Annotated in this window: 23 protein-coding genes and 1 tRNA gene; 13 read left to right on the top strand and 11 right to left on the bottom strand. The window is 73.8% G+C overall.

Annotated elements, in window-relative coordinates:
- Nucleotides 1-314: 314 nt before the first annotated feature.
- Genes galT through galK form a run of 3 tightly spaced genes read left to right on the top strand, consistent with a single transcriptional unit; the run spans nucleotide 315 to nucleotide 3,507 of the window.
- Nucleotides 315-1,358, top strand: coding sequence for a galactose-1-phosphate uridylyltransferase (gene galT, locus AC3EVP_RS18615; protein WP_435131199.1), 1,044 nt, complete (start codon nucleotides 315-317; stop codon nucleotides 1,356-1,358).
- Nucleotides 1,355-2,353 carry a UDP-glucose 4-epimerase GalE gene (gene galE, locus AC3EVP_RS18610; protein ID WP_435131197.1) on the top strand — a complete coding sequence of 333 codons (999 nt, stop codon included), beginning with the start codon at nucleotides 1,355-1,357 and terminating at the stop codon, nucleotides 2,351-2,353. The genes galT and galE overlap by 4 nt, the downstream gene beginning before the upstream one ends.
- Complete coding sequence (gene galK, locus AC3EVP_RS18605; RefSeq protein WP_335971018.1) at nucleotides 2,350-3,507, top strand: galactokinase; 1,158 nt, start codon at nucleotides 2,350-2,352, stop codon at nucleotides 3,505-3,507. The genes galE and galK overlap by 4 nt, the downstream gene beginning before the upstream one ends.
- Before the next feature lie 170 nt (nucleotides 3,508-3,677).
- Here the strand turns inward: galK and AC3EVP_RS18600 are convergent, their stop codons facing one another.
- Together AC3EVP_RS18600 and AC3EVP_RS18595 are read right to left on the bottom strand one after the other, a co-directional pair.
- A complete protein-coding gene (locus tag AC3EVP_RS18600) occupies nucleotides 3,678-4,358 on the bottom strand; it encodes a TetR/AcrR family transcriptional regulator (protein WP_435131195.1) in 681 nt (226 codons plus the stop codon).
- Between the two features lie 7 nt (nucleotides 4,359-4,365).
- Entirely contained in the window at nucleotides 4,366-5,370 is a 1,005-nt protein-coding gene (locus tag AC3EVP_RS18595; protein ID WP_335971020.1) for an acyl-CoA desaturase, read from the bottom strand.
- A 290-nt stretch (nucleotides 5,371-5,660) separates the two neighbouring features.
- On the opposite strand from AC3EVP_RS18595, the gene AC3EVP_RS18590 reads away from it, so the two are divergent.
- The 5 genes from AC3EVP_RS18590 to pth all read left to right on the top strand — a co-directional run bounded on the left by AC3EVP_RS18590 (nucleotide 5,661) and on the right by pth (nucleotide 9,975).
- Nucleotides 5,661-5,732, top strand: a tRNA-Gln gene (locus AC3EVP_RS18590).
- A 79-nt stretch (nucleotides 5,733-5,811) separates the two neighbouring features.
- Nucleotides 5,812-7,275 carry a bifunctional UDP-N-acetylglucosamine diphosphorylase/glucosamine-1-phosphate N-acetyltransferase GlmU gene (gene glmU, locus AC3EVP_RS18585; protein WP_335971022.1) on the top strand — a complete coding sequence of 488 codons (1,464 nt, stop codon included), beginning with the start codon at nucleotides 5,812-5,814 and terminating at the stop codon, nucleotides 7,273-7,275.
- A 145-nt stretch (nucleotides 7,276-7,420) separates the two neighbouring features.
- Nucleotides 7,421-8,398, top strand: a complete 978-nt coding sequence (locus AC3EVP_RS18580; protein WP_335971024.1) for a ribose-phosphate diphosphokinase — start codon at nucleotides 7,421-7,423, stop codon at nucleotides 8,396-8,398.
- A 212-nt stretch (nucleotides 8,399-8,610) separates the two neighbouring features.
- The gene (locus tag AC3EVP_RS18575; RefSeq protein WP_335971025.1) at nucleotides 8,611-9,225 is read left to right on the top strand and encodes a 50S ribosomal protein L25/general stress protein Ctc; all 615 of its coding nucleotides are present in this window, start codon (nucleotides 8,611-8,613) and stop codon (nucleotides 9,223-9,225) included.
- 156 nt (nucleotides 9,226-9,381) lie between these two features.
- On the top strand, nucleotides 9,382-9,975 hold the full coding sequence (gene pth / locus AC3EVP_RS18570) for an aminoacyl-tRNA hydrolase (protein WP_335971027.1): 594 nt from the start codon (nucleotides 9,382-9,384) through the stop codon (nucleotides 9,973-9,975).
- 78 nt (nucleotides 9,976-10,053) lie between these two features.
- Here pth and AC3EVP_RS18565 read toward each other — a convergent pair whose 3' ends face one another.
- Both AC3EVP_RS18565 and AC3EVP_RS18560 read right to left on the bottom strand, forming a co-directional pair.
- Nucleotides 10,054-10,419 carry a VOC family protein gene (locus AC3EVP_RS18565; RefSeq protein WP_435131191.1) on the bottom strand — a complete coding sequence of 122 codons (366 nt, stop codon included), beginning with the start codon at nucleotides 10,417-10,419 and terminating at the stop codon, nucleotides 10,054-10,056.
- A complete protein-coding gene (locus AC3EVP_RS18560) occupies nucleotides 10,416-11,249 on the bottom strand; it encodes a trans-aconitate 2-methyltransferase (RefSeq protein WP_435131189.1) in 834 nt (277 codons plus the stop codon). Before AC3EVP_RS18560 ends, AC3EVP_RS18565 begins: the two co-directional genes overlap by 4 nt.
- Nucleotides 11,250-11,381: 132 nt before the next feature.
- Here AC3EVP_RS18560 and AC3EVP_RS18555 point away from each other — a divergent pair, with 132 nt between their 5' ends.
- The gene (locus tag AC3EVP_RS18555) at nucleotides 11,382-11,879 is read left to right on the top strand and encodes a MarR family winged helix-turn-helix transcriptional regulator (protein WP_335971034.1); all 498 of its coding nucleotides are present in this window, start codon (nucleotides 11,382-11,384) and stop codon (nucleotides 11,877-11,879) included.
- Here the strand turns inward: AC3EVP_RS18555 and AC3EVP_RS18550 are convergent.
- Together AC3EVP_RS18550 and ppc are read right to left on the bottom strand one after the other, a co-directional pair.
- Nucleotides 11,847-12,641 (bottom strand): LuxR C-terminal-related transcriptional regulator, encoded by a 795-nt coding sequence (locus AC3EVP_RS18550; protein WP_335971035.1) that lies wholly within the window; start codon nucleotides 12,639-12,641, stop codon nucleotides 11,847-11,849. The genes AC3EVP_RS18555 and AC3EVP_RS18550 overlap by 33 nt on opposite strands.
- A 319-nt stretch (nucleotides 12,642-12,960) precedes the next feature.
- Nucleotides 12,961-15,693, bottom strand: a complete 2,733-nt coding sequence (gene ppc / locus AC3EVP_RS18545; protein WP_335971037.1) for a phosphoenolpyruvate carboxylase — start codon at nucleotides 15,691-15,693, stop codon at nucleotides 12,961-12,963.
- Between the two features lie 200 nt (nucleotides 15,694-15,893).
- On the opposite strand from ppc, the gene AC3EVP_RS18540 reads away from it, so the two are divergent.
- Entirely contained in the window at nucleotides 15,894-17,213 is a 1,320-nt protein-coding gene (locus AC3EVP_RS18540) for a sensor histidine kinase (RefSeq protein WP_435131187.1), read from the top strand.
- 125 nt (nucleotides 17,214-17,338) lie between these two features.
- Here AC3EVP_RS18540 and AC3EVP_RS18535 read toward each other — a convergent pair whose 3' ends face one another.
- The 4 genes from AC3EVP_RS18535 to AC3EVP_RS18520 all read right to left on the bottom strand — a co-directional run bounded on the left by AC3EVP_RS18535 (nucleotide 17,339) and on the right by AC3EVP_RS18520 (nucleotide 22,967).
- Complete coding sequence (locus AC3EVP_RS18535; protein ID WP_335971039.1) at nucleotides 17,339-18,247, bottom strand: DivIVA domain-containing protein; 909 nt, start codon at nucleotides 18,245-18,247, stop codon at nucleotides 17,339-17,341.
- 224 nt (nucleotides 18,248-18,471) lie between these two features.
- Nucleotides 18,472-21,066, bottom strand: coding sequence for an SUKH-4 family immunity protein (locus AC3EVP_RS18530; RefSeq protein ID WP_435131185.1), 2,595 nt, complete (start codon nucleotides 21,064-21,066; stop codon nucleotides 18,472-18,474).
- A 5-nt stretch (nucleotides 21,067-21,071) separates the two neighbouring features.
- Nucleotides 21,072-22,082 carry an HNH endonuclease gene (locus AC3EVP_RS18525; RefSeq protein WP_435131184.1) on the bottom strand — a complete coding sequence of 337 codons (1,011 nt, stop codon included), beginning with the start codon at nucleotides 22,080-22,082 and terminating at the stop codon, nucleotides 21,072-21,074.
- Nucleotides 22,083-22,295: 213 nt separating this feature from the next.
- Nucleotides 22,296-22,967 carry a hypothetical protein gene (locus AC3EVP_RS18520; RefSeq protein ID WP_435131182.1) on the bottom strand — a complete coding sequence of 224 codons (672 nt, stop codon included), beginning with the start codon at nucleotides 22,965-22,967 and terminating at the stop codon, nucleotides 22,296-22,298.
- Nucleotides 22,968-23,514: 547 nt separating this feature from the next.
- On the opposite strand from AC3EVP_RS18520, the gene AC3EVP_RS18515 reads away from it, so the two are divergent.
- The gene (locus AC3EVP_RS18515) at nucleotides 23,515-24,024 is read left to right on the top strand and encodes a YwqJ-related putative deaminase (protein ID WP_435131180.1); all 510 of its coding nucleotides are present in this window, start codon (nucleotides 23,515-23,517) and stop codon (nucleotides 24,022-24,024) included.
- A gap of 32 nt (nucleotides 24,025-24,056) precedes the next feature.
- Nucleotides 24,057-24,518, top strand: a complete 462-nt coding sequence (locus AC3EVP_RS18510; protein ID WP_435131334.1) for an SUKH-3 domain-containing protein — start codon at nucleotides 24,057-24,059, stop codon at nucleotides 24,516-24,518.
- Between the two features lie 74 nt (nucleotides 24,519-24,592).
- Here AC3EVP_RS18510 and AC3EVP_RS18505 read toward each other — a convergent pair whose 3' ends face one another.
- Nucleotides 24,593-25,348 carry an SDR family NAD(P)-dependent oxidoreductase gene (locus AC3EVP_RS18505; RefSeq protein ID WP_435131178.1) on the bottom strand — a complete coding sequence of 252 codons (756 nt, stop codon included), beginning with the start codon at nucleotides 25,346-25,348 and terminating at the stop codon, nucleotides 24,593-24,595.
- A gap of 149 nt (nucleotides 25,349-25,497) precedes the next feature.
- Here AC3EVP_RS18505 and AC3EVP_RS18500 point away from each other — a divergent pair, with 149 nt between their 5' ends.
- Nucleotides 25,498-26,103 (top strand): TetR/AcrR family transcriptional regulator, encoded by a 606-nt coding sequence (locus tag AC3EVP_RS18500; protein WP_435131176.1) that lies wholly within the window; start codon nucleotides 25,498-25,500, stop codon nucleotides 26,101-26,103.
- The last annotated feature ends 260 nt before the right edge of the window (nucleotides 26,104-26,363 follow it).

Below are 26,363 nucleotides of genomic sequence, written 5' to 3'. Positions count from 1 at the left end.
TGAGCACCGGCGCCCGCAGCTCCCGTACCCGAAAGGCCCGCACGCAGAACGCCCGCGCAGCCCGTCACGCCCGGAAACCCGTACGGACCGGCGTCGAACGCCCCCTGCCCGTCGGTCGTTTCGCCGTTTTGCGTCGTGATCTGTTCGGCTTTGTTTGGTTGTGCCCCGCGGTGCCCCGCCCCGAGCCCACGCGCCCATGAAGACGAACCTGTGTGAGTTCATCGGCCCCTGGCATTGACTGTGCTGTTGTGTTGTGATTCATTGTGTTCGGTTCTGTTGGAAGCGTTGAGTGATCGTGGCAAGAGGTGCCGTAGGTGAAGAAGACGTCGACCAGGCTCGCGGACGGCCGTGAGCTGATCTATTACGACTCGACCGACGCCGTGGTCCGCGACGCCGTCGACCACCGCCCGCTCGACCCGGTGGCCACCACCTCCGAGACCCGGTTCGACCGGCTGCTCGGCGACACCGTGGCTATCGCCTCGCACCGGCAGGGCCGCACGTACCACCCGCCGGCCGACCAGTGCCCGCTGTGCCCCTCGCGCGAGGGACGGCAGACCGAGATCCCCGACAGCGACTACGAGGTCGCGGTCTTCGAGAACCGCTTCCCGTCGCTCGCCGGCGACAAGGGCCGCTGCGAGGTGGTGTGCTTCACCTCCGACCACGACTCGTCGTTCTCCAAGCTCACCCCCGAGGCCGCCCGCCTGGTGCTCGACGCGTGGACCGACCGCACCAGCGACCTGTCCCAGCACCCCGGCGTCGAGCAGGTCTTCCCGTTCGAGAACCGCGGCGAGGAGATAGGCGTCACCCTCGCCCACCCGCACGGGCAGATCTACGGCTACCCGTCCGTCACCCCGCGCACCGCGCTCATGCTGCGCTCGCTGGCCGAGCACCGCGCCGAGACCGGCCGCAACCTCTTCGACGACGTGCTCGCCGACGAGCGGGCCGACGGCAGCCGGATCGTGCTGGCCGGCGAGCACTGGACGGCCTTCGTCCCCTACGCGGCGCACTGGCCGTACGAGGTGCACCTCTACCCCAACCGCCGGGTGCCGGACCTGCTCGGCCTCGAGGAGGACGCGCGCGCGGAGTTCCCGTACGTGTACCTGGAGCTGCTGCGCCGCTTCGACCGGATCTTCGGCCCCGACCAGCCGCCCACCCCGTACATCGCCGGCTGGCACCAGGCGCCGTTCAGCGCGCCCGACCGCCGGGAGTTCGCGCTCCACCTGGAGCTTTTCACCATCCGGCGGACTTCGGGCAAGCTGAAGTTCCTGGCGGGCTCCGAGTCCGGCATGAGCGCGTTCGTCAACGACGTGCCGCCGGAGGCCGCGGCCCAGCGACTGCGAGAGGTGGCCACCAAGTGACCGAATCCACCGGGACCCCGCGCCCCAAGAAGCTGCTGGTCACCGGAGGCGCCGGCTACGTCGGCGGGGTCGTGGGCGCCTACCTGCTCGACGCCGGCCACCAGGTGACGGTGCTGGACGACCTGTCCACCGGCGTACGCGAGGGCGTGCCGCAGGGAGCGGAGTTCGTCGAGGGCCGCATCCAGGACGCGGGCAAGGTGCTCGACGGCTCCTATGACGCGGTGCTGCACTTCGCCGCCTCCTCCCAGGTCGGCGAGTCCGTCGCCAACCCGGAGAAGTACTGGCGCAACAACGTGGCCGGCACCCTCGAACTGCTCGCCGCCATGCGCACCGCCGGGGTCCGCAAGCTCGTCTTCTCCTCCACCGCCGCCACCTACGGCGAGCCGCAGACGGTGCCGATCACCGAGGACGCGCCGACCGCCCCGACCAACCCCTACGGCGCCACCAAGCTCGCCGTCGACCACATGATCACCGGTGAGTGCGCCGCCCACGGGCTGTCCGCGGTCTCGCTGCGGTACTTCAACGTGGCCGGCGCCTACGGCCGGCAGGGCGAGCGCCACGACCCCGAGTCGCACCTCATCCCGCTGGTGCTCCAGGTCGCCCAGGGTCGCCGCGAGTCCGTCGCCATCTACGGCGAGGACTACCCGACGCCCGACGGCACCTGCCTGCGCGACTACATCCACGTCGCCGACCTCGCCGAGGCCCACCTGCTGGCGCTGGACAAGGCACCGGCCGGCGAGCACCTGATCTGCAACCTCGGCAACGGCAACGGGTTCTCCGTCCGCGAGGTCATCGAGACCGTCCGCCAGGTCACCGGCCACCCGATCCCGGCCGTCTCGCAGCCGCGCCGCCCCGGCGACCCGGCGGTGCTGGTCGCCTCGGCCGACCGCGCCCGCGAGCGCCTGGGCTGGCAGCCGAGCCGCGCCGACCTGGCCGGCATCGTCCGCGACGCATGGAACTTCGCTCAATCGCTCGGGGAGGGCGACATACGATGACCGACTCCGCACTGCCGGACGCCGCCGCGTTCGAGGCCGCGTTCAAGGACACCTTCGGGCGCGCCCCCGAAGGCGGGTGGGCGGCGCCCGGCCGGGTCAACCTGATCGGCGAGCACACCGACTACAACGACGGCCTCGCCATGCCGTTCGCGCTGCCGCACATCACCCGCGCCGCGGTCGCCCGCCGCGACGACGGCCTGCTGCGGCTGCGCTCGGCGGACATGGAGGACGGCGTCGTCGAACTCGCCGTCGCCGACCTCGCCCCCGGCACCACCCCCGGCTGGGTCCGCTACCCGGCCGCCGTGCTGTGGTCGCTGCGCCAGGCCGGCCACGACGTCGGCGGCGCCGACCTGCTCTACGACAGCAACGTCCCGGTCGGCGGCGGCCTGTCCTCCTCCGCGGCGCTCCAGGTCGTCACCGCCCTGGCGCTCACCGAACTGCACGGGGTGCGGGGCATGTCCCGGCAGGACCTGGCGCTGCTGTGCCAGTCCTCGGAGAACACCTACGTGGGCGCGCCCGTCGGCGTGATGGACCAAACCGCCTCGGCCTGCTGCACCGACGGCCACGCGCTCCACCTGGACGTGCGCGGCCTCGGCCAGCGGCAGGTGCCGCTGGACCTGGCTGCCGCGGGCCTGGCCATGGTGGCGGTGGACACGCGCGTCAAGCACGCGCACGCCGACGGCGCCTACGGCGAGCGCCGCGCCGGGTGCGAGGCCGCCGCCGCGGCGCTCGGCCTGCCCGCGCTGCGCGACGTGCCCTTCGAGGGCCTGGCCGACGCGCTCGCGGCGCTGCCCGACGACCGGCTGCGCCGGCTGACCCGGCACGTGGTCACCGAGAACCAGCGGGTCGAGGAGGTGCTCGCGCTGTGCGACGCCGGCCGGGTGCGCGAGATCGGCCCGGTGCTCACCGCCGGCCATGTCTCGCTGCGCGACGACTTCCAGGTCTCCTGCCCGGAACTCGACCTCGTGGTGGACACCGCGCTGGCCGCGGGCGCGCTCGGCGCCCGGATGACCGGCGGCGGCTTCGGCGGCTCGGCGATCGTGCTGCTCGAAGCGGGCGACCTTGAGCGGGTCACCGACGCGGTGGCGGCGGCGCTCCCGCAGTCGCGGCACTTCGCCATCTCCCCGTCGGCGGGGGCCCGCCGCCTCTGGTAGCGGGGGAACGCGCGGAACCCGGGGGAGCGCGGGGAACCCGGGAACACAGAGCACCCGGGAACACAGAGCACGCGGGACACGCCCTGACACGTGGACCGCGCGCACGGGCGGGCGGCACCGTCGGCTGACGGCGCCGCCCGCCCGTGCGCGCCGCCCGGACCGGCGGGCGGTCAGCTCTTGCGGTGGCCGATCAGCCGCGGCCGCTGCTCCAGGCCGGACAGGCCGTTCCAGCTGAGGTTCACCAGGTGCGCGGCCACCTCGGCCTTCGGCGGGCGGCGCGCGTCCAGCCACCACTGGCCGGTCAGCGCGACCATGCCGACCAGGGCCTGCGCGTACAGCGGGGCGAGGCTGGGGTCGAAGCCGCGCTGGTCGAACTCCTGGCCGAGGATGTCCTCCACCTGCGTGGCGATGTCGCTGATCAGGGAGGCGAAGGTGCCGGTGGACTGCGCGACGGGGGAGTCCCGGACCAGCACCCGGAACCCGTCGGTGTGCTGCTCGATGTAGTCGAGCAGGGCGAACGCGGCCTGTTCCAGGAGTTCGCGGGGGTGCCCGCCGGTGAGGGCGCCGGTCACCATGTCGAGCAGGCGGCGCATCTCGCGGTCGACCACGACCGCGTACAGCCCCTCCTTGCCGCCGAAGTGCTCGTAGACGACCGGCTTGGAGACCCCCGCCTGGTGCGCGATCTCCTCCACCGAGGTGCCCTCGTACCCCCGTTCGGCGAAGAGCGTCCGACCCACGCTGAGGAGCTGCTCGCGCCGCTCCTTCGCGGTCATCCGCACCCGCCGGGCGCGCCGTGCCCCCGCCGCCGCACCCGGGTGCCGGGCCGTTCTTCCGTCCTCGCCGTCGCTCACCTGGTCATCATGCCGCTGCGTCGACGTCCTGGCGGTCCGGCTCCTGGCGGCGGGCGGCGATCCTGGCGGCGTCCGGCCATCGGACGTCGGAGGCCCAGCCGGCGAGTTCGAACCACCGGATCAGCCGGGCGCTGGAGTCGACCTGGCCGCGCAGCACGCCGTGCCGGGCGGAGGTGGGGTCGGCGTGGTGCAGGTTGTGCCACGACTCGCCGCAGGACAGCACGGCCAGCCACCACACGTTGCCCGAGCGGTCGCGGGACTTGAACGGGCGCTTGCCGACCGCGTGGCAGATGGAGTTGATCGACCAGGTGACGTGGTGCAGCAGAGCCACCCGGACGAGTGACCCCCAGAAGAACGCGGTGAACGCGCCGTACCACGACATGGTGGCCAGCCCGCCGACCAGCGGCGGCAGCAGCAGCGAGATCGCCGTCCACAGCCAGAAGTCGCGGGAGATCCGGCGGATCGCCGGGTCCTTGATCAGGTCGGGCGCGTACTTCTGCTGCGGGGTCTGCTCCTCGTCGAAGAGCCAGCCCATGTGCGCCCACCACAGGCCCTTGAGCAGCGCGGGGACGGTCTCGCCGTACCGCCACGGGCTGTGCGGGTCGCCCTCGGCGTCGCTGAACCTGTGGTGCCGGCGGTGGTCGGCGACCCAGCGCACGATCGGGCCCTCGACGGCCATCGAGCCGGCGATGGCCAGCGCCACCTTCAGCGGGCGCTTGGCCTTGAACGAGCCGTGGGTGAAGTGCCGGTGGAAGCCGATGGTGATGCCGTGGCAGCCGAGGAAGTACATGACGACCATCAGCCCGACGTCCAGCCAGCTCATCCCCCGTCCCCACGCCAGGGGGACCGCCGCGGCGAGCGCCACGAAGGGGATGCAGATGAAGAGCAGCAGGGTGATCTGCTCGATGGACCGCTTGCTCTCGCCGCCGCGGGTGGCACTGGGCAGCGGCGATCCCTGTCCTGCGGGCCCGGGTTCCCGGGCCTCGGTGATCACGTCCGTCTGTGTGGTCATATGCGTCCCTTGTGCAGAGGAGGGGGACTGAAAGGGGCTGGTGGGAGAGGTTGTCGGAAAGTCGCTTGCACGGCGCGGGGGCCGCGTGCCGCACAACCTACGCCGCCGTAAGTATTGCAGCGGCGCCCGGCGGGCGACAGGACCGGTCGGGTAAGGGTTACCTTCCCTCGCGGGGTCCTGAGAATGGATCTTTACCCCACAACGGCGTCGCGTCCACCCCGTGTCGTACGGCATGATGGGTGCGGTACGGCCCGGTGGGCCCCGACTGCGGGGCTGCCGCGTCGAGTTGATCCGCCGTGGTGTAATTGGCAGCACTGGGGCTTTTGGTGCCTTAAGTCCGGGTTCGAGTCCTGGCGGCGGAGCGGATCGGGAGAAGTCCCCCACCCCTCGGTAAGCTGCGGTTGTCCGCCACCCGAAGCCCACAAGCCGAGGAGTCTCCGCGTGAGCCCCAACCGCCCGGCTGCCGTCGTCATCCTCGCCGCGGGTGAGGGCACCCGCATGAAGTCGGCCACCCCCAAGATCCTGCACTCGATCTGCGGCCGTTCGCTGATCGGGCACGCCGTCGCCGCAGCCCGCGCGCTGGACCCCGAGCACCTGGTGGTCGTCGTCGGCCACGGGCGCGAGCAGGTCACCGCGCACCTCGCCGAGCAGGACCCGCAGGCGCTGACCGCCGTGCAGGAGGAGCAGCTCGGCACCGGCCACGCGGTGCGCGTGGGCCTGGCCGAACTCACCCGCGGCGGCGGCGCCGTGGACGGCACCGTGGTGGTGACCTACGGCGACGTGCCGCTGCTGACCGCCGAGACGCTGGCCGACTTCACCGCCGCGCACCGCGCCGAGGGCAACGCCGTCACCGTGCTGACCGCCCAGGTGCCCGACCCGACCGGCTACGGGCGGATCGTGCGCGGCTCGGACGGCCAGGTCACCGCGATCGTCGAGCAGAAGGACGCCACCGAGGCGCTGCGCACGGTCAAGGAGATCAACTCCGGTGTGTACGCCTACGACGGGCGGCTGCTCGCGGAGGCGCTGGGCAAGCTCACCACCGACAACGCGCAGGGTGAGGAATACCTCACCGACACCCTGGCGATCCTGCGCGACGCCGGCCACCGGGTCGGCGCCTACGTCGCCGCGGACCACCACGAGATCGCCGGGGTCAACGACCGGGTGCAGCTCGCGCGGGCCCGCCGGGCGCTCAACGACCGCCTGCTGGAGGCGGCCATGCGCGCCGGGGCCACCGTCGTGGACCCCGCCAGCACCTGGATCGACGTCACCGTCACCCTGGAGCCCGACGCGCTGGTGCACCCCAACACGCAACTGCTGGGCGCCACCAGCATCGCGGCGGGCGCCGAGGTCGGCCCGGAGTGCACGCTCACCGACACGTCGGTGGGGCCGGGTGCGAGGGTCACCCACGCGGTCGCCGACCACGCCGAGATCGGCGCCGGGGCGTCCGTCGGCCCGTACGCCTACCTGCGGCCGGGCGCGAAGCTGGGCGCGAAGGCCAAGGCGGGCACGTACGTCGAGATGAAGAACGCCTCCATCGGCGAGGGCACCAAGGTGCCGCACCTGAGCTACGTGGGCGACGCGACCATCGGCGACCACACCAACATCGGCGCCGCCACCGTCTTCGTGAACTACGACGGCGAGCACAAGCACCACACCGTCATCGGCAGTTACTGCAAGACCGGCGCGGACAACATGTTCGTCGCCCCCCGGGTGATCGGCGACGGCGTCTACACCGCGGCCGGCTCGGTGATCACCAAGGACGTGCCCTCCGGTTCGCTGGCCGTCGCCCGCGGCCAGCAGCGCAACATCGAGGGCTGGGTGGCCCGCAAGCGCCCTGGCAGTGCCGCTGCGCAGGCGGCCGAACGCGCACAGCAGCAGGGCGAGGAGCCCGGCGCACAGGACTGAGTGAGGGTCGTCTCATCGGCCGGACGTGAGGTGCACAGGTGCGCCGGATGGGGCGTACCGTGTGTGGTGCACACAATTCCGCCAGCCCGTCCGACACTGGGCGGCGCTGTGCCGAACACCAGTCGAACACCAAGGAGACGGTGCAGTGACCGGGATCAAGACGACCGGTGAGAAGAAGCTGATGCTCTTCTCCGGCCGCGCCCACCCCGATCTGGCGGAGGCGGTGGCACACGAGCTGGGGGTCGAGCTCGTGCCCACCCGGGCTTTCGACTTCGCCAACGGCGAGATCTACGTGCGGTTCGAGGAGTCGGCCCGCGGCGCCGACTGCTTCCTGATGCAGAGCCACACCAGCCCGATCAACCAGTGGATCATGGAGCAGCTCATCATGGTGGACGCGCTCAAGCGCGCCTCCGCCCGGAGCATCACCGTGATCGTGCCCTTCTACGGTTACGCCCGGCAGGACAAGAAGCACCGCGGCCGCGAGCCGATCTCGGCCCGGCTGATGGCCGACCTGTTCAAGACCGCGGGCGCCGAGCGCATCCTCACCGTGGACCTGCACACCGACCAGATCCAGGGCTTCTTCGACGGCCCGGTGGACCACATGATGGCGCTGCCGGTGCTGGCGGACTACGTCGGCGCGAAGGTCGACCGTGCCAAGCTCACCGTGGTCTCCCCGGACGCCGGCCGGGTGCGGGTCGCCGACCGCTGGTGCGACCGGCTGGGCGCGCCGCTGGCGATCGTGCACAAGCGCCGCGACCCGGACGTCGCCAACCAGGTGAAGGTCCACGAGGTGGTCGGCGACGTCAAGGGCCGGGTGTGTGTGCTGGTCGACGACATGATCGACACCGGCGGCACCATCTGCGCCGCCGCGGACGCGCTGTTCGCCAACGGCGCGGAGGACGTCATCGTCACCGCCACGCACGGGGTGCTGTCCGGTCCGGCCGCGGACCGGCTGAAGAACTCCAAGGTCAGCGAGTTCATCTTCACCGACACGCTGCCGACGCCGGCGGAGACCGACCTCGACAAGATCACCGTGCTGTCGATGGCGCCGACCATCGCCAACGCGGTGCGCGAGGTCTTCGAGGACGGCTCGGTCACCAAGCTCTTCGAGGACGCGCACTAGTCCGTCGCCGCTGCACAGCGTCGTCCCGCCTGCCGGGCGCCCGCGGATTTCGCTCCGGGCCCTTCCCACCGTTACGCTGTCGAGGTTGCTCGGCGAGGGAAGGGCCCGGACGCATGTCCGCCGCACCTCCGTTATCGACGCGCTCCTCGTGCAGGATCGGCCCGTCGCGGCCGGGCGACCGTACTGCCCGCCCTTACGAGGAGCCGATTCCCATGGCTGAAGTGAAGATCCCCGCCCAGGTGCGTACCGAGTTCGGCAAGGGCGCCGCCCGCCGGGTGCGCCGCGCCAACCAGGTCCCCGCGGTCGTCTACGGCCACGGCGCCGACCCGCGGCACGTCACGGTCCCCGGCCACGAGCTGCTGCTCGCGCTGCGCACCCCGAACGTCCTGATCGCGCTGGACATCGACGGCTCCTCCGAGCTGGTCATCCCCAAGGCCGTGCAGCGCGACCCGCTGAAGGGCTTCATCGAGCACGTCGACCTGCTGGCCGTCAAGCGCGGCGAGAAGGTCACCGTCGAGGTGCCGGTCACCGCCGAGGGCGAGCCGGCCCCGGGCGGCAACCTGCTGGAGCACGTGCTCAACACGCTGTCGGTCGAGGCCGAGGCGACCCACATCCCCGAGGCGTTCACCGTCTCCGTCGAGGGTCTGGAGGCGGGCGCGTCCATCCTGGCGAAGGACGTGGCGCTGCCGAAGGGCACCTCGCTGGTCACCGAGGAGGACGCCGTGGTGATCCAGGTCGTCTCCGCGCAGGCCGAGGCGCCCGCCGAGGGCGAGACCGAGGCCGAGGGCGAGGGTGCCGCCGAGGCGCCCGCCGCGGACGAGAGCTGAACCAGATCGCGTCGGCCGCCGTCGTACCTCCGGGTGCGGCGGCGGCCGTTTGCGTGCGGTGTCCATGCGGCGTCCATGCGGTGTGTAAGGACCGCCGGCCAGGGTGCGCGCCCCTTACGGTTCTACGGTGTACGGCGACTGCTTTCGGAGATGTGGATGAGCGACAGCACAGGGCCCTGGATGGTGGTGGGCCTGGGCAACCCGGGGCCGGAGTACGCCGGCAACCGGCACAACATCGGCTTCATGGTGGCGGACCTGCTCGCCGAGCGGATGGGCGGGAAGTTCAAGCGGGCCCACAAGGCGCAGGCGCAGGTGGTCGAGGGCAGGATCGGGCCGCCCGGCCCGGCGAGCGCGCGGGTGGTGCTGGCCAAGCCCATGTCGTACATGAACCTGTCCGGCGGGCCGGTCACCGCGCTCAAGGAGTTCTACAAGGTGCCGACCGACCGCATCATCGCGGTCCACGACGAGCTGGACATCGACTACCCCACGCTGCGGCTCAAGCTCGGCGGCGGTGACAACGGGCACAACGGCCTGAAGTCCATCACGAAGTCGCTCGGCGCGAACTACCTGCGGGTGCGGGCCGGGATCGGCCGTCCGCCCGGGCGGATGGACGTGGCGGCCTTCGTCCTCAAGGACTTCTCCTCGGCCGAGCGCAAGGAGCTGGACTGGTTCGTGGACCGGGCCGCCGACGCGGTCGAGGAGCTCGTGACCGAGGGGCTGGAGCGCGCGCAGAGCCGCTACAACAACTGACCCCCGTACCGGCCCCGGCCCGGCCGCCGTCGCGCACGGCGGCGGCCCGGGCCGGACCGGAGGGGGAGCGGTCAGGGTTCAGACGGTGGTCGGCTCCAGGAACTCCAGCCGGTTGCCGACCGGGTCCTCGGTGTGGAACCGCAGGTGTCCGGGCAGGTCGTAGTCCCATACGACCGGCGCGCCGTGCTCCTTGAGGGTGGCGGCGAGGTCGTGGATGCGGTCGACGCGCAGGCCGGGGTGCGCCTTGCGGGCCGGCCGGAACTCCTCCTCGATGCCCAGGTGCAGCACCGCGCCGCCCGCCGAGAACCAGCAGCCGCCGCGCCCGGCGAGCACGGGGGGCTTGGCCAGTTCGGTCATGCCGAGGACGCCGGTGTAGAAGGCGCGCAGCCGCGGTTCGCTGCCGGGCGGCGCGGCCAGTTGGACGTGGTCGAGGCCGACGATCACCGGGTGGCCTCCGGGGCGCCGGCGCGGGCGATGGCGAAGATCCGGCGGAACGGGAAGACCGTGCCGTGCGGGCCGGCCGGGTACGCCTTGCGCAGCAGGTCGCGGTACTGGGCGACGAACTCGCGGGCGGCGGCCGGGTCGTCCTCCAGCGCGGTGAGCACCGGGCGCAGCGCGGTGCCCTTCGTCCAGTCCAGCACCGGGTCCTCGCCCTGGAGCAGCTGGACGTAGGTGGACTCCCAGGCGTCCACGTCGGTGCAGCCGATCTCGGTCAGGCGCTCCAGGTACTCCGCGGGGGAGAGGATGTGCACGTAGCGGCGGCCGTGTCCTTCGAGGCGGGCGCGCCAGCGCGGGGTGTCGCACAGCTCGGCGAGCAGGGCGTGGCTGGGCGCGGTGAAGTTGCCGGGCACCTGGAAGGCGAGCACGCCGCCGGGGGTGAGGTGCGCGAGCCAGGAGGGGAAGCGGTCGGCGTGCCCGGGCACCCACTGAAGCGCCGCGTTGGACACGATCAGGTCGAACGGCTCCTCGGGTGTCCACACCGCCGCGTCGGCCCGCCGGAAGTCGAGTGCGCCGCCGCCGGGGGTCGGGCCGGCGTGTTCACGTGCGGCTTCGAGCATGTCGGGCGAGCTGTCGAAGCCGGTGATGTGCGCGCCGGGCCAGCGGTCGGCGAGCAGTGCCGTCACGTTGCCCGGCCCGCAGCCGATGTCGGCGATCCGGGGCGCGTCGCCGCCGGGCACGTCGGTGATCCGGGCGAGAAGATCGAGGAAGGGGCGGGTGCGATGGGTGGAGTGCCGGAGATACTGGTACGGGTCCCACGTCGGAGCTGCTGGCATCGTTCGTACTCCCTGGATGGTGCGGAGCCGGCGAAAACGGAGAGCAAGGTTCTGCCCTTCACCTTCAGACTGCTCCCAGAGATATCTTGATGTCAAGAGACTTCATGTCGACAGACCTACTACACTGAGCGCATGGAGGACGAGGTCGACCGGCTGGTCGCTGCATGGCGCCGAGAGCGCCCCGACCTCGACGTGGAGCCGCTCGAGGTGCTCAGCCGGGTCAGCCGGCTCGCCCGGCACCTGGACCGCGCCCGGCGGATCGCCTTCGCCGAACACGGGCTGGAGCCGTGGGAGTTCGACGTGCTGACCGCCCTGCGCCGGGCCGGCGAGCCGTATCAGCTCTCGCCGGGGCAGCTGCTGACCCAGACCCTCGTCACCTCCGGCACCATGACCAACCGGATCGACCGGCTCGCCAAGAAGCAGCTGGTCGAGCGGCGGCCCGACCCCAACGACCGGCGCGGCGTGCTGGTCCGGCTCACCCCGCAGGGCCAGGACCGCGCCGACCGCTCGCTGGCCGGACTGCTCACCCAGGAGCGCGCGATCCTGGGCGACCTCACCGACCGGCAGCGCGTGGAACTCGCCGGGCTGCTGCGGCAGCTAACCGCGCCGTTCGACAACGTCCCCGGCTGACGGCAGCAGCTCCACCGGCCCCACCCCGGCCCGCCGGGCCAGCGCGACCGCGGCGAGCGTGGAGTGCACCCCGAGCTTGCCCAGCACGTTCTGCATATGGGTGCGGACCGTGTGCGGGGACAGGAACAGCCGCTCGGCGACCGCCTTGCGCCCCAGCCCCGCCACCATGCAGCGCAGCACCTCCTGCTCGCGCGGCGTCAGCGACTCCACCAGCTGCTCGCTCTCGGTACGGTGCCGGCGCGCCGCGGTCAGCTCCCGCAGCACCCCGGTCAGCAGCGCCGGCGGCAGGTGCGTCTCGTCGCGCAGCACCCCGCGGACCACTGCGAGCAGCCGCGACAGCGAGCAGTCCTTCGCCACCCAGCCGGACGCGCCGGACTGGAGCGCCCGCGCGGCGCGCACCGGGTCGTCCCGCTCGGCGAGCACCACGGTACGGGTCCCCGGGTAGGCGGCCCTGATCCGCTCCACCAGCGCGAGGCCGTCGAGCACCGGATCACGCGGCTCCAGCGGCCGCGGCTGCGACGGCACGGCCGGCGGCACCGCCGCCAGCGTCACCGGCGGGGGCTGACCCGCGCCGAGGTCCGCGTCGACCAGCAGGACGTCGTAGCGCCGCCCGTCGGCGGCCGCCCGGTCCAGGCAGCGCTGTGCCGCGGCACCGCTGCCGGCGGCGGACACATCGACGTCGGGCTCGGCCGCGAGCGCGGCTGCGAGCGACTCGGCGAAAATACGATGGTCGTCGACGACGAGGACCCGGATACGACCCACGGACACCACTCCCGATTCACGGCGCTCCCCCAAGTGGCGGTGGGCAACCGCCTCGCGTGGAGCCCGGCGCCCGGGCATGGACCGCCGTCCCTGCCCGGGCGCCGGACCCCGTGCGTCTCGCCCCCTGATACCCGCCGGCCCCCACCGGCGTTGTTGAAAAGCGTAGGGGCTCATCCGGGTTATGGAGCCGCCTTGACCGAAGTTACCGGTCGGCATTTTTAGCTACGCGCGTCACCCGGGAAAGGCGGAGTGCCGCTGGTCGCGGCCCCGCCCCGCCCGCCGTCCGGGCCGGTGCGGGGCGAGGCCGCGCGCCGGGCGGTCAGCCGGTGTTGCGCAGCCCCGCTGCCACACCGTTGACCGTCAGCAGCAGGGCGCGGGCCAGCAGCGGGTCCGGCTCCTCACCGCGGGCGGCCGCCGCGCGCTGGCGGGCCAGCAGGGTCACCTGGAGGTAGGAGATCGGGTCCAGGTACTGGTCGCGGATGTGGAACGTCTGCGCCAGCTCCGGGCTCCCGGCGAGCAGTTCGGACTCGCCGGTGAGCCGCAGCACCTCGCGCACCGTCAGCTCGTGCTCCGCCTCGATCGTGGCGAACACGTGCTTCAGCTCGTCGGGCACCAGGGTGTCGACGTAGTGGCGGGCGATCCGCAGGTCCGTCTTGGCCAGCGTCATTTCGACGTTGGACAGGAAGTTGCGGAAGAAGTGCCACTGGCCGTGGGCCTCCTCCAGCACCGCGTCCAGGCCCGCCTCGCGCGCCGCCTTCAGGCCGGAGCCGACACCGAACCAGCCCGGCACGATCTGCCGGGACTGGGTCCAGCCGAAGACCCACGGGATGGCCCGCAGCCCGTCCAGCCCCGCGCCGGAGTCCGGCCGGCGGGACGGGCGCGAGCCCAGGTGCAGCTCGCCGAGCTGGTCGACCGGGGTGGAGGCGAAGAAGTACGGCGGCAGGTCCGGGTCCTCGACCAGCTCGCGGTAGGCGGTGTGCGCGGCGTCGGAGACGATGTCCATCGCCGCGTCCCACCGCGCCAGCGCCTCGTCGGACTGCCGCGGCGCGGTGTGCAGCGCCGACGCCTGGAGGGTGGCCGCGACCGTCAGTTCGAGGTTCTCCCGGGCGAGCGAGGGGATCAGGTACTTGTCCGAGATCACCTCGCCCTGCTCGGTCACCTTGATCTCGCCCTCCAAGGTGCCCCACGGCTGGGCGAGGATCGCGGTGTGCGAGGGGCCGCCGCCGCGGCCGACGGTGCCGCCGCGGCCGTGGAAGAGCCGCAGCCGCACCCCGTGCCGGTGCGCGACGTCGCGCAGCCGGCGCTGCGCGCGGTGGATCTCCCACTGCGAGGTGGTGATGCCGCCGAACTTCGAGGAGTCGGAGTAGCCGAGCATGACCTCCTGCACGTCGCCGCGCAGCGACACCAGCCGCCGGTAGGAGGGGTCGGAGAGCATCTCGTCGAGCAGCTTGTCGGCGATCTTCAGCTCGTCTGTGGTCTCCAGCAGCGGCACGATGCCGATCTTGGCGACCCCGGCGTGCAGGTCGATCAGCCCGGCCTCGCGGGCCAGCACCGCGGCGGCGAACACGTCGTCCGAGCCAAGGCACATGGAGATGATGTACGACTCCACGACCTCCGGGCCGAACCGCTCGAACGCCTCGCGGATGGTGTGGAAGACGCCCAGCGTCTTCGCGCCCGCCGCGTCCAGCGGTGCCGGGCTCGGCGCCAGCGGGCGGCGCGAGCGCAGCTCCTTGGCGAGCAGCTTGCGGCGGTAGTCGCGCGGCATGTCGGCGTACCGCCAGGACTCCTCGCCCAGCCGGTCGAAGAGCTGGCCGAGCGCGTGGTGGTGCGCCTCGGCGTGCTCGCGCACGTCCATGGTGGCCAGCTGGAGGCCGAACGCGGCCAGCGTGCGGATCGTCCGGTCGGTGCGGCCGTCGGCGATCAGGCCGCCGCGGTGGGCGCGCAGCGAGTCCTGGATCAGTTGCAGGTCGGTCAGCAGCTCGGTGCTGCCCAGGTAGTCCCGCCCGGGCACGTGGGCGGTGCCGCCGGCCAGCCGCTCGCGGGTGTTGACGAGCTTCTGCCGGATGCAGGTGGCCTTGAGCCGGTAGGGCTCCTCGGCGTTCAGCCGCTTGTAGCGCGGGCTGATCTCCGGCAGGGCCACCAGGTCGTTGGAGAGCGAGTCCAGCAGTTCCTGGCTGGCGCCGGAGTTGCGGATGGAGTTCGACAGCGCGCCGCGCAGGAAGTCGACCAGCTCCAGCGCGTCGGTGATGCCGTGCTCGTGCTGGAGGATCAGCACGTCCCACGTCACCTCGGGCGTGACGTTCGGGTTGCCGTCCCGGTCGCCGCCGATCCAGGTGCCGAAGGTCAGCGGGCGGGTCTGCGGCGGCAGCGGCACACCGACCCGCTCCAGCTCCGCGGCCAGGTCCTCCAGCACGTCGCCGACCGCGACGGCGTGCAGCTCGTCGAGGTAGTAGATCGCGTTGCGGGCCTCGTCGGCCGGCTCAGGGCGGACCACCCGCAGCTCGTCGGTCTGCCACAGCAGGTCGATGTTCTCGGCCAGCCGCAGGTCCGCGCGCCGCCGGTCGCCGGAGGAGACCGGGGCCTCGTCCAGCAGCTCCGCGATCCGGCGCAGCTTGTTGAGCACCGAGCGGCGGGCGGCCTCGGTGGGGTGCGCGGTGAAGACCGGCCGCACGTTGAGGTTGCGCACGCTCTCGCGCACGTGCTCCGGGTCGCCGTCCTTGAGCAGGTCGGCGGTCTGGGCGAGCAGGCTGCCCTCGTTGGCCCGGCGGGCGCGCAGGTCGCGGCCGCGGTGCACCTGCTCGGTGACGTTGGCCAGGTGGAAGTAGGTGGAGAAGGCGCGGACCAGCTTGGCCGCGGTCTCCAGATCGGTCTCGCCCAGCAGGGCGGCGGCGGCCTCGCCGTCGCTGCGGGTCAGTGCGCGTACCTTCTCGACCAGGTCGAGAAGTTCCTGGCCCTCCTGCCGGACGAGCGTGCCGCCCAGCAGCTCGCCCAGGCGTCGGATGTCGGCGCGCAGGGCGGTGCTGCTGGCCGGTGGGGTGTCGGCGCTGCTCACAGGTGCGGCTCCTTGTGCAGTGGAATGGGCGACGGCTTGGGATACGAGTGGGTACGAACTCGGGGTACGGGGACTCGCGGACCGCGCTGTCCGACCGCTCCAGGATAGGTCTCGGGGCGCTCGGCGAGACGCCCGGCCCATCAGGCGGACACTCGGGGCGCCCGGGCTCCACCGCCCGCTCACCGCCTACGCTGGACGCCATGAGTACGACGGGGGCGCGCGTACCGGGCGAGGAGGCCGAGCCGGGACAGGCACGGGCCTGGTCCGGCCTGTGGTGGTGGACCAGGCGGCGCAGCGTCGTGCTGGACGTGTCGCTGGCGGCGGCCTCGGCCCTGGAGTCCGCCTTCGAGGGCGCCGAGTTCACCGCGAAGGTCGGCATCCCCACCGGACTGGGCGCGCTGGTCGGGCTGCTGGTGGGCGCCACGCTGGTGCTGCGCCGCCGCTGGCCGATCGCGGTGGTGCTGGTGGCGATCGCGGTCACCCCCGCGCAGACCGGCCTGATCCTGTCGCTGGTCGGCTTCTACACCCTGGCCGCGTCCGAGGTGCCGCGCCGGCTGACGGCCCTGCTGGCCGGCATGTGCGGCCTGGGCACCATGCTCGTCGCGTTCGTGAGCATCGAGTCCAGCGTCCGGCACTCCAGCAGCCGGCTTGGGCTGCCGCTGGTGCTGGCCATCTCGATCCTGGTCGCGGCCGGCCTCATCGCGCCGCCGGTGCTCTTCGGCCTGTACGTACGGGCCCGCCGCCGGCTGGTGGAGAGCCTGCGGGACCGGGCCGACGGCCTGGAACGCGAGCTGGAGCTGCTGGCCGAGAAGGCCGCAGAGCGGGCCGAGCGGGCCCGCGCCGCCGAGCGGGCCCGGATCGCCCGGGAGATGCACGACGTGGTCGCGCACCGGGTGAGCCTGATGGTGGTGCACGCGACCGCATGGAAGTCGGTGGCGCTCAAGGACGGCCGGAAGGCGTCGGAGAGCGCGGAGCTGGTGGGGGAGATGGGGCGGCAGGCGCTGACCGAGCTGCGGCAGATGCTCGGGGTGCTGCGCTCGGAGCCGGGGCCGTCCGCGGCGCCCCCCGCCGCGCCGCCCGTGGCCGGTGCGGTGGCCGGTGTGGATGCCGGCGCCGACCACGAGGCCGACACCGGGCCGAGCCTGGCGGAACTCGCGCAGCTCGTCCAGGAGTCGAGGGCGGCCGGGATGGGCGTCGAGCTGGCGGTCGAGGGCGAGCAGCGGCCGTGCGGGCGGCGGATCGAGGCGACGGTGTACCGCGTGGTGCAGGAGGCGCTCACCAATGTGCGCAAGCACGCGGCCGGGGCGACGGCGCAGGTGCGGCTCGCCTACCGCGAGGCCGAGGTGGCCGTCCTCATCGTCAACGGCCCGGCCGAGCAGGCCGCCGCGGCGATCCCCGGCGGCGGGCACGGGCTGACCGGCATGCGGGAGCGGGTCACCGCCCACGGGGGCGGCTTCGCCGCGGGCCCCACGCCCGACGGCGGCTTCCGCGTCTCCGCGATGGTCCCGACGGCGGGCTGACGCGGCACGGCGGTTGGTGCGGCGGCTCGTGCGGCGGTTCGTATGGCGTTTCCCCGCGGCACCCGGGCGGGGGCGCGAACAGGTGGACCGCGGTGCGGGTCGGGAACGGCGGGCCGTGGTGCGCGTCAGGGGCGGCCGGTGAGGTCCGAGAGGGTCGCGCGGATGTGCGCGAGGTGCGCGCGTACCTCGTCGCGGTGCAGTTCGTGCTCCCGCAGCACCCGCTCCGCGTCCCGGCGCACCCGCTCCTCATGGCTGCGGGCCTCCGCGATCAGCGTCTCGGCCCGGGCCTCCGCCTCGGCCTGCTGCGTCCGCAGCGCCGCCTCCGCGTCGGCCCGCTCCTGCTGCGCCTGCGCCAGCCGCCGTTCGGCGTCGGCGAGCAGGCCGGACAGCCGGCTGTCGATCACGGCCTGCTGCTCGGCGAGGTCCTGCTCCATGCCCGCCGTCCGCTCGCGCTGCTCCGCTTCGGCGGCCGCCCGGTCCCGGTCCACCTGCTGCCGCATCGCGTCGAGCGCCGCACCGGCCTCGCCCCGTACGGCGTCGGCCTCGGCGCGGGCGGCGCCCAGGATCTCCGCGGCGCGCCCGCACGCCTCGTCCAGGACCTGCTGGGCCTGGTCCTCGGCGGCGGCCAGCCGGGCGGACGCGGCCGCGCGGGCCTCGTCCTGGAGGGTGCGGCGGGCGGTGTCGGCGGCGTCCTTCGCGTACTGCGCCTCGACCTCGGCGCGTTCGCGCACCGCGGCGGCCTCCTCCTCGACCATCTGGAGCAGTTCCTGCGCGCCGGCGCCGAGCCGGGTGAAGTCGGTCGGCCCGAGCGCGGCGACCTGGCGGCGCAGGGCCTCGCACTCGGCCTCCATCTCGTTGGCGAGGACGGTCAGCCGGGCCGCCCGCTCCCACGCGGCGTCGCGGTCCTCCGACAACTCGTCCAGGAACCGGTCCACCTGGTCCGGCCGGTAGCCCCGGCCGCGCGCGGCCGCGAACCCCTCCCGCTCGCGCGGTCGCGCCGGACTCTGCGTCGATGCGGACGTATCACTGCTCATGGCCACTGCCCCTCGCGACGTCGGGCCGTTCCCGTGTTCCCATTTATCGCTTATGACCGAATTGTACGGTCCTCGACACTCCGACGGTCTCCGCCGCCCGGACTGTCTTCTACCCCGGAAACACGGACGGGCCGGGTGGAAGGCGCACCTTCCACCCGGCCCGCACGAAACGGCCGCGAACGGGCCACCTCAGCGACCCGCTCCCCGCCCTGCGCGAACGGCCCCTACAGCAGCCCGTCCCACATCTGCTCGATCAGCACCGACCACCAGTTGTCCGGCGAGGCGATCGCCGCCGGGTCCTGCGCGGCCAACTGCGCCTGGAAGTCCACCGTCCAGTGCCCGGCCTGCTCCGGCGTCAGGCCGATCCGCAGCCGCCACATCCGCCCGAGCAGCGCCATGCAGCGGGCGAACTCCGGCAGGCTGGAGTTGACGAACTGCGGCGGCGCCGGCTGCCCGCCCGGGCCCGCCTCCAACGGCACCGCGACGATGTGCGCGGTACCGTACTGCACACACAGCTGGCGGCCGAAGTCGTTGCCCATCACCAGGTACGAGCCGGCGTCGGCGGCCGGCTGCACCCCGCGCTGCGCGGCCAGCTCGGCGAGCGTCGGCACCGGCTGGCCGGGCTGGGCCTGCGCCCAGAAGAACGGCGAGAAGTCCGTCGGCAGCCCGGCCCACACCAGCGTCTGGGCCACGATGTCCGGCACGCCCTGCCGGGAGACCGCGCGCTGGTCGAACCGGAACACGCCCTGCGGGCCGAACGCGCCCGCCACCTCCTGGCCGATCACGTCCAGACCCACCGGCGGCACCCGCAGCACACTGTGCGGGTCGGGCATCGGCACCCGCTGCGGCTGCGGGCGGGCGGGCGCGCCGGCCACCTGATGCAGCTCGCCCTGGTGGGTGAGGAGGTGCTGCACACCCTGGCGGCGGCTCGCGTGGTCCCGCCCGTACGGCGCGGTGTGGCTGATCCGCACCTGCGGCCAGGTCTCCCGGATCATCCGGGTGCAGTAGCCCCCCGGCAGGTCGCAGGACTCCAACTCGGTGTGGAGTTCGAGCACCTGCTCGGGACGGATGCCCAACGACCGCAGCTCGTGCAGGATCTGCCACTCCGGGTGCGGGGTGCCCGGTGCCGAGCGCCGGATGAGCTGCTGCTCGCTGCCGTCCTGGCCGCGGTAGCGCAGCACCGCCATGTAGCCGGGGCCGACCGTGGGCACCGCGCCCTGCTGCGGATAGCCGTATCCGGGCGGTGCGGGCGGGCCCATCGCAGGGCCGCCCATGCCGGGCGGCGGCGGGGGCGGGGTGCCCATGCCGGGCGGCGGCATGCCGGGGCCGGCGAGCATCGTGGCCGCGTAGTGCGGGTCGTTGCCCGCCGGGGGCGGTGGGGCGGCCGGGCCGGGCGCGGGCGGCGGTGCGCCCGCGCCGGGGGGCGGCGGGGGCGGCGCGCCGGCGCCGGGCGGGGGCAGGGTGGGGCCGGCGAGCATGGTGGCCGCGTAGTGCGGGTCGCTGCTCGCGGGCGGGGGAGTGCCGGCGCCGGGGGCGGGCGGCGGAGTGCCGGCGCCGGGCGGCGGGGGCGGGGTGCCCATGCCGGGCGGGGGCGTCCCGGGGCCGGCGAGCATCGTGGCCGCGTAGTGCGGGTTGCCACCCGCGGGGGGCGGCGGGGTGCCCTGACCTGGCGCCGGGGGACCGGAGTACGGCGGGGGCGGCGGGGTGCCCTGGCCCGGCGCGGGGGGACCGGAGTACGGCGGCGGGGGCGGGGTGCTGTGAGCCGGCGCGGGGGGCGGGGGCGGCGTGCCCTGGCTCGGCGCGGGGCCGCGGCCGGGCGGCATGGCCCGCGACGTCTCCAGGTCGGCGATGTCGGCGGCGCCGGGACTCAGTGGGGCGGGGCCGGCCGGGCCCGCCAGCCCGCTCGGCGGCGGCAGCGGCACCGACGGGCCGCCGGGCGGCGGGAACTCGGAACCACCGATGGTGTGCGGCACTCCCGGCCGGGGCGGCGCGGGCGGCTCCTGCTGCTGGGGGGCGAGCATGGTGCGCGGCAGCCCGCTCCCGCCGGGCAGCAGCTCCGTCCTGGCCTCCGCAGCAGCCGGCTCGCGGTCGGGCAGGTCGGCGTCGCTGATCGGCGGCGCGAAGACGGTCTCGGGGACCGGGACGGACTGGCCCTCACCGGAGTCGCTGACCGTCTTGCCGGCCCAACTGCCGCCGCCCGAGCTCTGCGCGGGCACCGGGGCCGGAGCCGGGGCGTCGGCCGCGGAACCGGTGTTCGGAGCACCGCTGTCGTCGGGGCGGCGGTAGTCGACGCGGCCACCCGATGACGGAGCAGGCGCGGGCACGGACGCGGGCTCGGGTTCACCCGCCGCGGGGGCGGCGTCGGCGGGCGCCGGTGCCGGGTCGGCCGAGGCACCGCTGGCGGAGCCGGACCCGGACCCGGATTCGGACCCGGACGTCCGGCGGTCGGGGATGCCCATCCGGTCGGCGGCGTCCTGGAGCCACTGCGGTGGGCTGAGCAGGAACGAGGTCGCCTCGAGGTCGACTCGCTGGGGCGGCTCGGGCACCGCGTCGTTGGCCACCTGGCCGTACTCCTCCTCGTAGCGGCGGATGACTTCGCCGATGGGCAGGGCCGGCCACAAGGTGGCCTCGCCGCTGTCCCGGGCGATCACCACGCGGACCGCTCCGTCGTCGGAGGACGGGCCGTCCTCCCGGGCCTCGGACCAGACCACGAAGCCGAGGTCGAACTCGCGGACGTGGACCTCGCGGGCCGCGTACGCGGGGACGTCCGCGTTGACCCAGCGCTCGGCGCGCTCCTGTGCCTGCGCGAAAGTGACCATGTGTCTCACCCCTCCACGGCCGCGGCGCTGGCGAAGCCGCCGTCGACCATCAGATTCGCGACCGTGTCCAACTCGGGCGGATTGCCGACCAGTCTCAGCAGGAAGGCGTCGAGCGAGTCGCCGCAGGGCAGCAGCAGCTCGGCCACCCGCTCGGCCGGGGTGGCCCAGCGGTCGCCGTCGCGCGCGTCGTCGTAACCGAGGAACCAGACCGAGCCGGCGCCCTCGCCCTTCACCCGCACCGCGAGCAGGCCGCCCTGGATGTAGCCGATCGCCAGGTAGTCCTTGGTGAGGTGGTCGCGCAGGCACTTGTTCACGTACACCAGGTCGTTGGTCGCCGCCTCGTCGCGGACGGTGAAGAACGGCTGGTCGAGCAGCAGGCCGAGGTCGGGGTCGAGGGCGACGCCCTTGGGGGCGCAGCCGCCGGCCGCCTTGAGGAAGGTGCGGTAGGAGCCGGGCAGGCGGTACCCCAACTCCTCCTCGACGTCCCGCACTTGCTGCTCGGTGACCGCGACCGGCTCCTTGGGCAGCCCGAAGTGCACCGGGCGGGTCTCCTGGAGCGGACGGGTGCCGCGCTTGGCGTGGTCGGCCACGGAGGCGGCCAGGCCGCCGTGGTGCCGCAGCAGCGCCTTGACCTCCACCGGCACCAGTTCGAGCCGGCGGCTGCCGTGGACGTGGTGCCAGGTCCAGCCGTGCGGGGTGGCGACCGGCGACAGGCTGCCCCACAGTTCGTGGCCGGAGGCGTGCAGCGCCGCGTTGGCCGACACGTAGTCCGTCAGGCGCAGTTCGTCCACGCCGAAGCCCTCGGGCGGCTCGGCTATCTCGGCCGCCGCGCGGGCGTACGGCGAGAAGTCGGGGTAGCCCGCGTCGTCCACCCACACGCCTTGCGGGTGGCGGGCGGCCCGGATCGGGTCGGGAAAGTGCACGACCTGTCCGGCGTAGGCCGCGTTGGGCGGCGCGGTGCGCGCGGCGGCTGCGGGTCCGGGAGGTGATCCCAGCCCTTGCGGGCCTGTGGTCATGGCGATTGCCCCCTGCTGCGTCTGAGCTGATGACGACAGCCTAGGGGGTCGTGCAAGAGCCCCGCGGGTCCCGTCCTCGCGCCTGTGGATAACTCGCTCCCCGCGGCCCGGTTCGCCCCGATCGCCCGCTTCGGCGCAGCCAGCTGGGGCGGACCGGGGAGGACCGGGGTGGCCGCGAGGCTGCCTGCGCGGCCTGTCCGCCCCGGCCCGGGGTCACTTCGTGTCGGCCGCCGCCCGCAGCTTGTCGACCTGCTTGCTCGCGATCTCCGCCCGCAGCGCCGCGGTCTTGTGGTCCGCGCGCACCGTCTCGAAGGCCGCCACGAAGTCGCCGACCCGGACCACGGTGACCAGCGCCATCCCGGAGGCGCCGAGCGCGGGGTCGGAGACGGTGTAGGTCACCTGCTGGTCGCCGAAGGTGCCGCCGACCGCCGCGGACGCGGCGACGCTCTTGACCGTGAAGGTCGACGTCCGGCCGTTGCGGGTGACCTTGTAGCCGGAGCAGTGGGCGACCGCGGCCGACAACTGGTCGAGCACCTGCTTCGCGCGCCCGGCCCGGTAGGAGGCCACGACCTCCAGCGAGATCGTCTTCGCGCCCGCCTCCGCGGCCGCGGTGTCGGTGACCAGCGCGCCGGTGTAGACGGTCCTGGCGAGCTTCGGCTCCAGGCTCCACTGGTCGGCCACCGGCTGGCACGCCGCGGGATCGGTGGTCTGCTCGGCGCCCAGCAGCTGGCTGTCATCGGTCGCGGGCACCACCTTGAGATGGTCCACGTCCTTCGCGGTGATCACCGAGCCGGTGAGCTTCTTGGACGCCGCGCTGCCGCTGTCCTTGCTCTTGCCGCCGCCGCAGGCCGCGGTGAGCGCCAGCGCGGGCACCAGGACGGCCACGGGCAGCACCCTGCGGCTACCGGTCAGTAGGCGACGGCGTGGGCGTATCCGCATCTATGGCTTCCCCTGTGTCGTGTGCGGGCCCGGCGCCGCGGCGCCGCCCTTGCCCGCGCGCCGCGTCCGGTCCGTGGCGTCCCGGCCCGGCCCTCGCGGGCGTCCGCCCGCTGCCGCGCGACTCTACGGCACCGGGCCCGCCCCGCCGCCTATGGCGCTGCTCACAACACGGTCACCGCACGGTCACGATGAAGCCCCGTCAGCCCGGCGCCGCGTGAACCGCCCCGCGCCCGCGGCGCCGTGCGGACCTCCCCGCGGCGGCGCACCCGTGCCCGCCGTACGGACCTCCCCGCGGCGGCGACGGCGCGGCGGCGGATGTGTGCGCTCCGTGTTCGAAGCACGGCGGTGACGTCACAGGACGGTGACATGGCCCACACAGAAGGGTCGCCACATCGTGATCCGCTTCCCTCCCGGATGGCGTCTTTGGCACTCTGATCCGGCAGACGGGGGAGCTGCCGCCTTGGGGCGGGTGAACGACGGAACGGGGCAGGATATGACAACTCGGCTACCAGCGGCGGACACCGCCGACCCCAGGCTGAGCTGGAGCGCTGCCCGCGACGGGATGGCGGCCCCGGTGCTGCGGCACCGCCGGGACGGCATCCTGCCCGCGATCGCGGCCGCGCTGTCCATCCGGGACGAGGTGCTCACCTGCACCGGCGCCAAGGGCGAGCAGCCGCCCGTGCTCCACCCGATCGTGCAGGACTTCCTGGACGCGCTCCCGGTCGCCCAGCGTGAACGGTTCACCGGCCGCTGCCCGGAACCGGTGCTCCTTTCACGGCACTTGACGGCGGTCGAGGCGAACCGCGGCAAGCGGGCCTCGCGCCGGCCGCTGACCCAGGGCGAGGCGCGCAAGGCGCTGCGCGGCGCCAAGCTCACCGCGCGCCGCATACGCGAGGACGGCGACCCCGCGCACGGCAGCTACGCACCGCCGTGCCGCTCCTGCGCGCCCCTGCTCGCGCACTTCGGGGTGCGGCCCTTCGATCCCGCGGCGGCGGGCGCGTGAGCGCGGGCACGGCGGGCGGCGCCCGCTTCCCGATGGGCGTCGACGCCGCGCTGCGCACGGCCGGCTGGCAGCCGGGGCGCTGGGACATCAAGCAGGCCGAGGTGTGGGCGGACCGGCTGCGCGGGCACCTCTCGCCGGGCGGCCACCGGCACGCCGTCTTCCCGGCGGCGGTCGAGGCGTGGGCGGAGTTCGGCGGTCTGGAGATCCCGCCCGCGGCCGGTGCCGGCCGCCAGGTGGCGCCTTCCGCCGTCGTCGTCGACCCGCTGCGCGGCCTGCACCTGGCCCGTACCTTCGGCGACCTCGGGCGGGCGCTGGAGACCGAGATCAGCCCGCTCGGCGAGGAGCCGGGGTCCGGCGCGCTGCTGGCCATCGACCCCGACGGGCGGGTCTACGCGGTGGACCACACCGGTGACTGGTACGTCGGCCCGGACGTCGACCGGGCGCTGGCCGCCCTGCTCGGCGGGGTACGCCCGGTGCGCCTGACGATGGGCTGAAACCCGTACGACCCGGCCCCGCGTGCGGCCCGCACCGCCGGCACCTCCCGTGCTGTCGGCGCCTCCCGCACCGCTCACACCGCGGTGAAGCCGCCGTCCACCGGCAGGATCGCCCCGTGGATGTGCGTCGCCTCGTCACTGGCGAGGAAGGCCACCGCGGCGGCCACCTCGTCCAGGCGGCCCATCCGGCGGGCCGGGCTCGCCGCCAGCAGGGGTGCGATGACGTCCGCGTGGGCGGCGTTGCCCTCGGTCTCGGTGGGGCCCGGGGCGACCGCGTTGACCCGTACGCCGCGCGGACCGTACTCCGCCGCCCAGGACTTGGTCAGCGAGTGCACCGCTGCCTTGGTCATGCTGTACAGGGCGGAGTCGGCCATGCCGACCGAGCCGTTGATGGAGCCCATGTTGACCACCGCGCCGCTGCCGCGCTCGGCCATCGCCGGCACCAGCAGCCCGGTGAGCTGGAAGGGGGCCTTCACGCTGACGGCGAAGGCGGTGTCCAGGGTCGCCTCGTCGGTCTGCTCGGTGGGGAGCAGGCCCAGCAGCTGCGCCGCGTTGTTGACCAGGATGTCCAGCCGGCCGCCGGCCGCCTCCAGTGCCGCGTCGGCCAGGCCCCGTACGGCCGCGCCGCCGGCGGCGAGGTCGGCTGCCACGAACACCGCCCGGCCGCCGGCCGCCTCGATCTCCTCCACCACCGCCTCGCCGCGCTCGGCCCGCCGCCCGCTGAGCACGACCAGCGCGCCCTGCGCGGCCAGCGTGCGGGCCACCTCTGCTCCGATGCCCGAGGTCGAGCCCGTGACCAGGGCGGTCCTGCCGTCGAATCGCCGTTCCATGACCTTCTCCTCCTGGGTGCCGCTGTCGTGTGGCGCGCCCGGGGCTCCGCGGTGTCCGGCGGTGCCCCCTGGCGGCGTGGTCGAGAGTGGCACCCAGAAAATGGACCAGCAAGTCCACAAATGGCGCCGTGCTGTGCGACGCTGGAGGCATGACGCAGCAGCCGGTGAAACTCACCGCGAAGGGCCGGGCCACCCGGCAGCGCATCGTCGAGGGCGCCGCCGCCGAGATCCGCGCCCGGGGCGTGGTCGCCACCACCCTGGAGGACGTGTGCCGGGCGACCGCGACCAGCAAGAGCCAGCTCTTCCACTACTTCCCCGACGGCCGTGAGCAGTTGATGTACGCCGTCGCGCAGTACGAGGCGGACCGGGTGCTGCACGACCAGGAGCCGTTCCTGAGCGACCTGACGTCCTGGGCGGCATGGGACGCCTGGCGCGAGGCGGTGCTGGCCCGCTACCGCGAGCAGGGCATGACCTGCCCGCTGGGCACGCTGATGACGCAGCTGACCCGGACCACGCCCGCCTCCCGCGAGGTCACCGCACGGCTGCTCCAGCAGTGGCAGCGCAGGCTCGCCGACGGCATCCGGGCGATGCGCGAACAGGGCGCGACCGCGCCCGGCACCGACCCCGAACAGGCCGCCGCGGCGCTGCTCGCAGGCGTCCAGGGCGGCGTGGCGATCCTGCTCCAGACCGGCCGGACCACCCATCTCGAAGCCGCCCTCGAGCTGGGCGTCTCGGCCCTGCGCGCCGACTCCTGACGGGCCGTCGGAGCAGGTCCGCGCCACCGACCCTGAGCCGCATGTCCCCCTCGGGTAGCAGACCCCTAGGGGGACACACCTACTTGCGGCGCCCGCCGGTTCGTACCGCCGGATGACGATCGCGCCGTCCGCGCTGTCTACCGTCGAAGGGCGGGCTGGAACCCCCTCGCCGTCGCGGCGGGGTGGGGATAACCCCACCCCGCGAACGGATAGTTCCACCATTGTCCGCCGACACCGGCTCCGGCAGGCTCAAGGGCATC

Source organism: Actinacidiphila sp. bgisy144 (assembly GCF_057708105.1).
The sequence above is the reverse complement of the archived record's forward strand: the minus strand, read 5'-3'. Positions and strand labels throughout refer to the sequence as shown.

Coding starts and splice junctions, on each gene's coding strand:
- AC3EVP_RS18535 (WP_335971039.1), bottom strand. CDS start 18,247: ATGAGCAGTGATACGTCCGCATCGACGCAGAGTCCGGCGCGACCGCGC.
- AC3EVP_RS18540 (WP_435131187.1), top strand. CDS start 15,894: ATGAGTACGACGGGGGCGCGCGTACCGGGCGAGGAGGCCGAGCCGGGA.
- AC3EVP_RS18505 (WP_435131178.1), bottom strand. CDS start 25,348: ATGGAACGGCGATTCGACGGCAGGACCGCCCTGGTCACGGGCTCGACC.
- pth (WP_335971027.1), top strand. CDS start 9,382: ATGAGCGACAGCACAGGGCCCTGGATGGTGGTGGGCCTGGGCAACCCG.
- AC3EVP_RS18515 (WP_435131180.1), top strand. CDS start 23,515: ATGACAACTCGGCTACCAGCGGCGGACACCGCCGACCCCAGGCTGAGC.
- AC3EVP_RS18510 (WP_435131334.1), top strand. CDS start 24,057: ATGGGCGTCGACGCCGCGCTGCGCACGGCCGGCTGGCAGCCGGGGCGC.
- AC3EVP_RS18525 (WP_435131184.1), bottom strand. CDS start 22,082: ATGACCACAGGCCCGCAAGGGCTGGGATCACCTCCCGGACCCGCAGCC.
- AC3EVP_RS18555 (WP_335971034.1), top strand. CDS start 11,382: ATGGAGGACGAGGTCGACCGGCTGGTCGCTGCATGGCGCCGAGAGCGC.
- AC3EVP_RS18560 (WP_435131189.1), bottom strand. CDS start 11,249: ATGCCAGCAGCTCCGACGTGGGACCCGTACCAGTATCTCCGGCACTCC.
- AC3EVP_RS18530 (WP_435131185.1), bottom strand. CDS start 21,066: ATGGTCACTTTCGCGCAGGCACAGGAGCGCGCCGAGCGCTGGGTCAAC.
- AC3EVP_RS18500 (WP_435131176.1), top strand. CDS start 25,498: ATGACGCAGCAGCCGGTGAAACTCACCGCGAAGGGCCGGGCCACCCGG.
- galK (WP_335971018.1), top strand. CDS start 2,350: ATGACCGACTCCGCACTGCCGGACGCCGCCGCGTTCGAGGCCGCGTTC.
- AC3EVP_RS18595 (WP_335971020.1), bottom strand. CDS start 5,370: ATGACCACACAGACGGACGTGATCACCGAGGCCCGGGAACCCGGGCCC.
- AC3EVP_RS18575 (WP_335971025.1), top strand. CDS start 8,611: ATGGCTGAAGTGAAGATCCCCGCCCAGGTGCGTACCGAGTTCGGCAAG.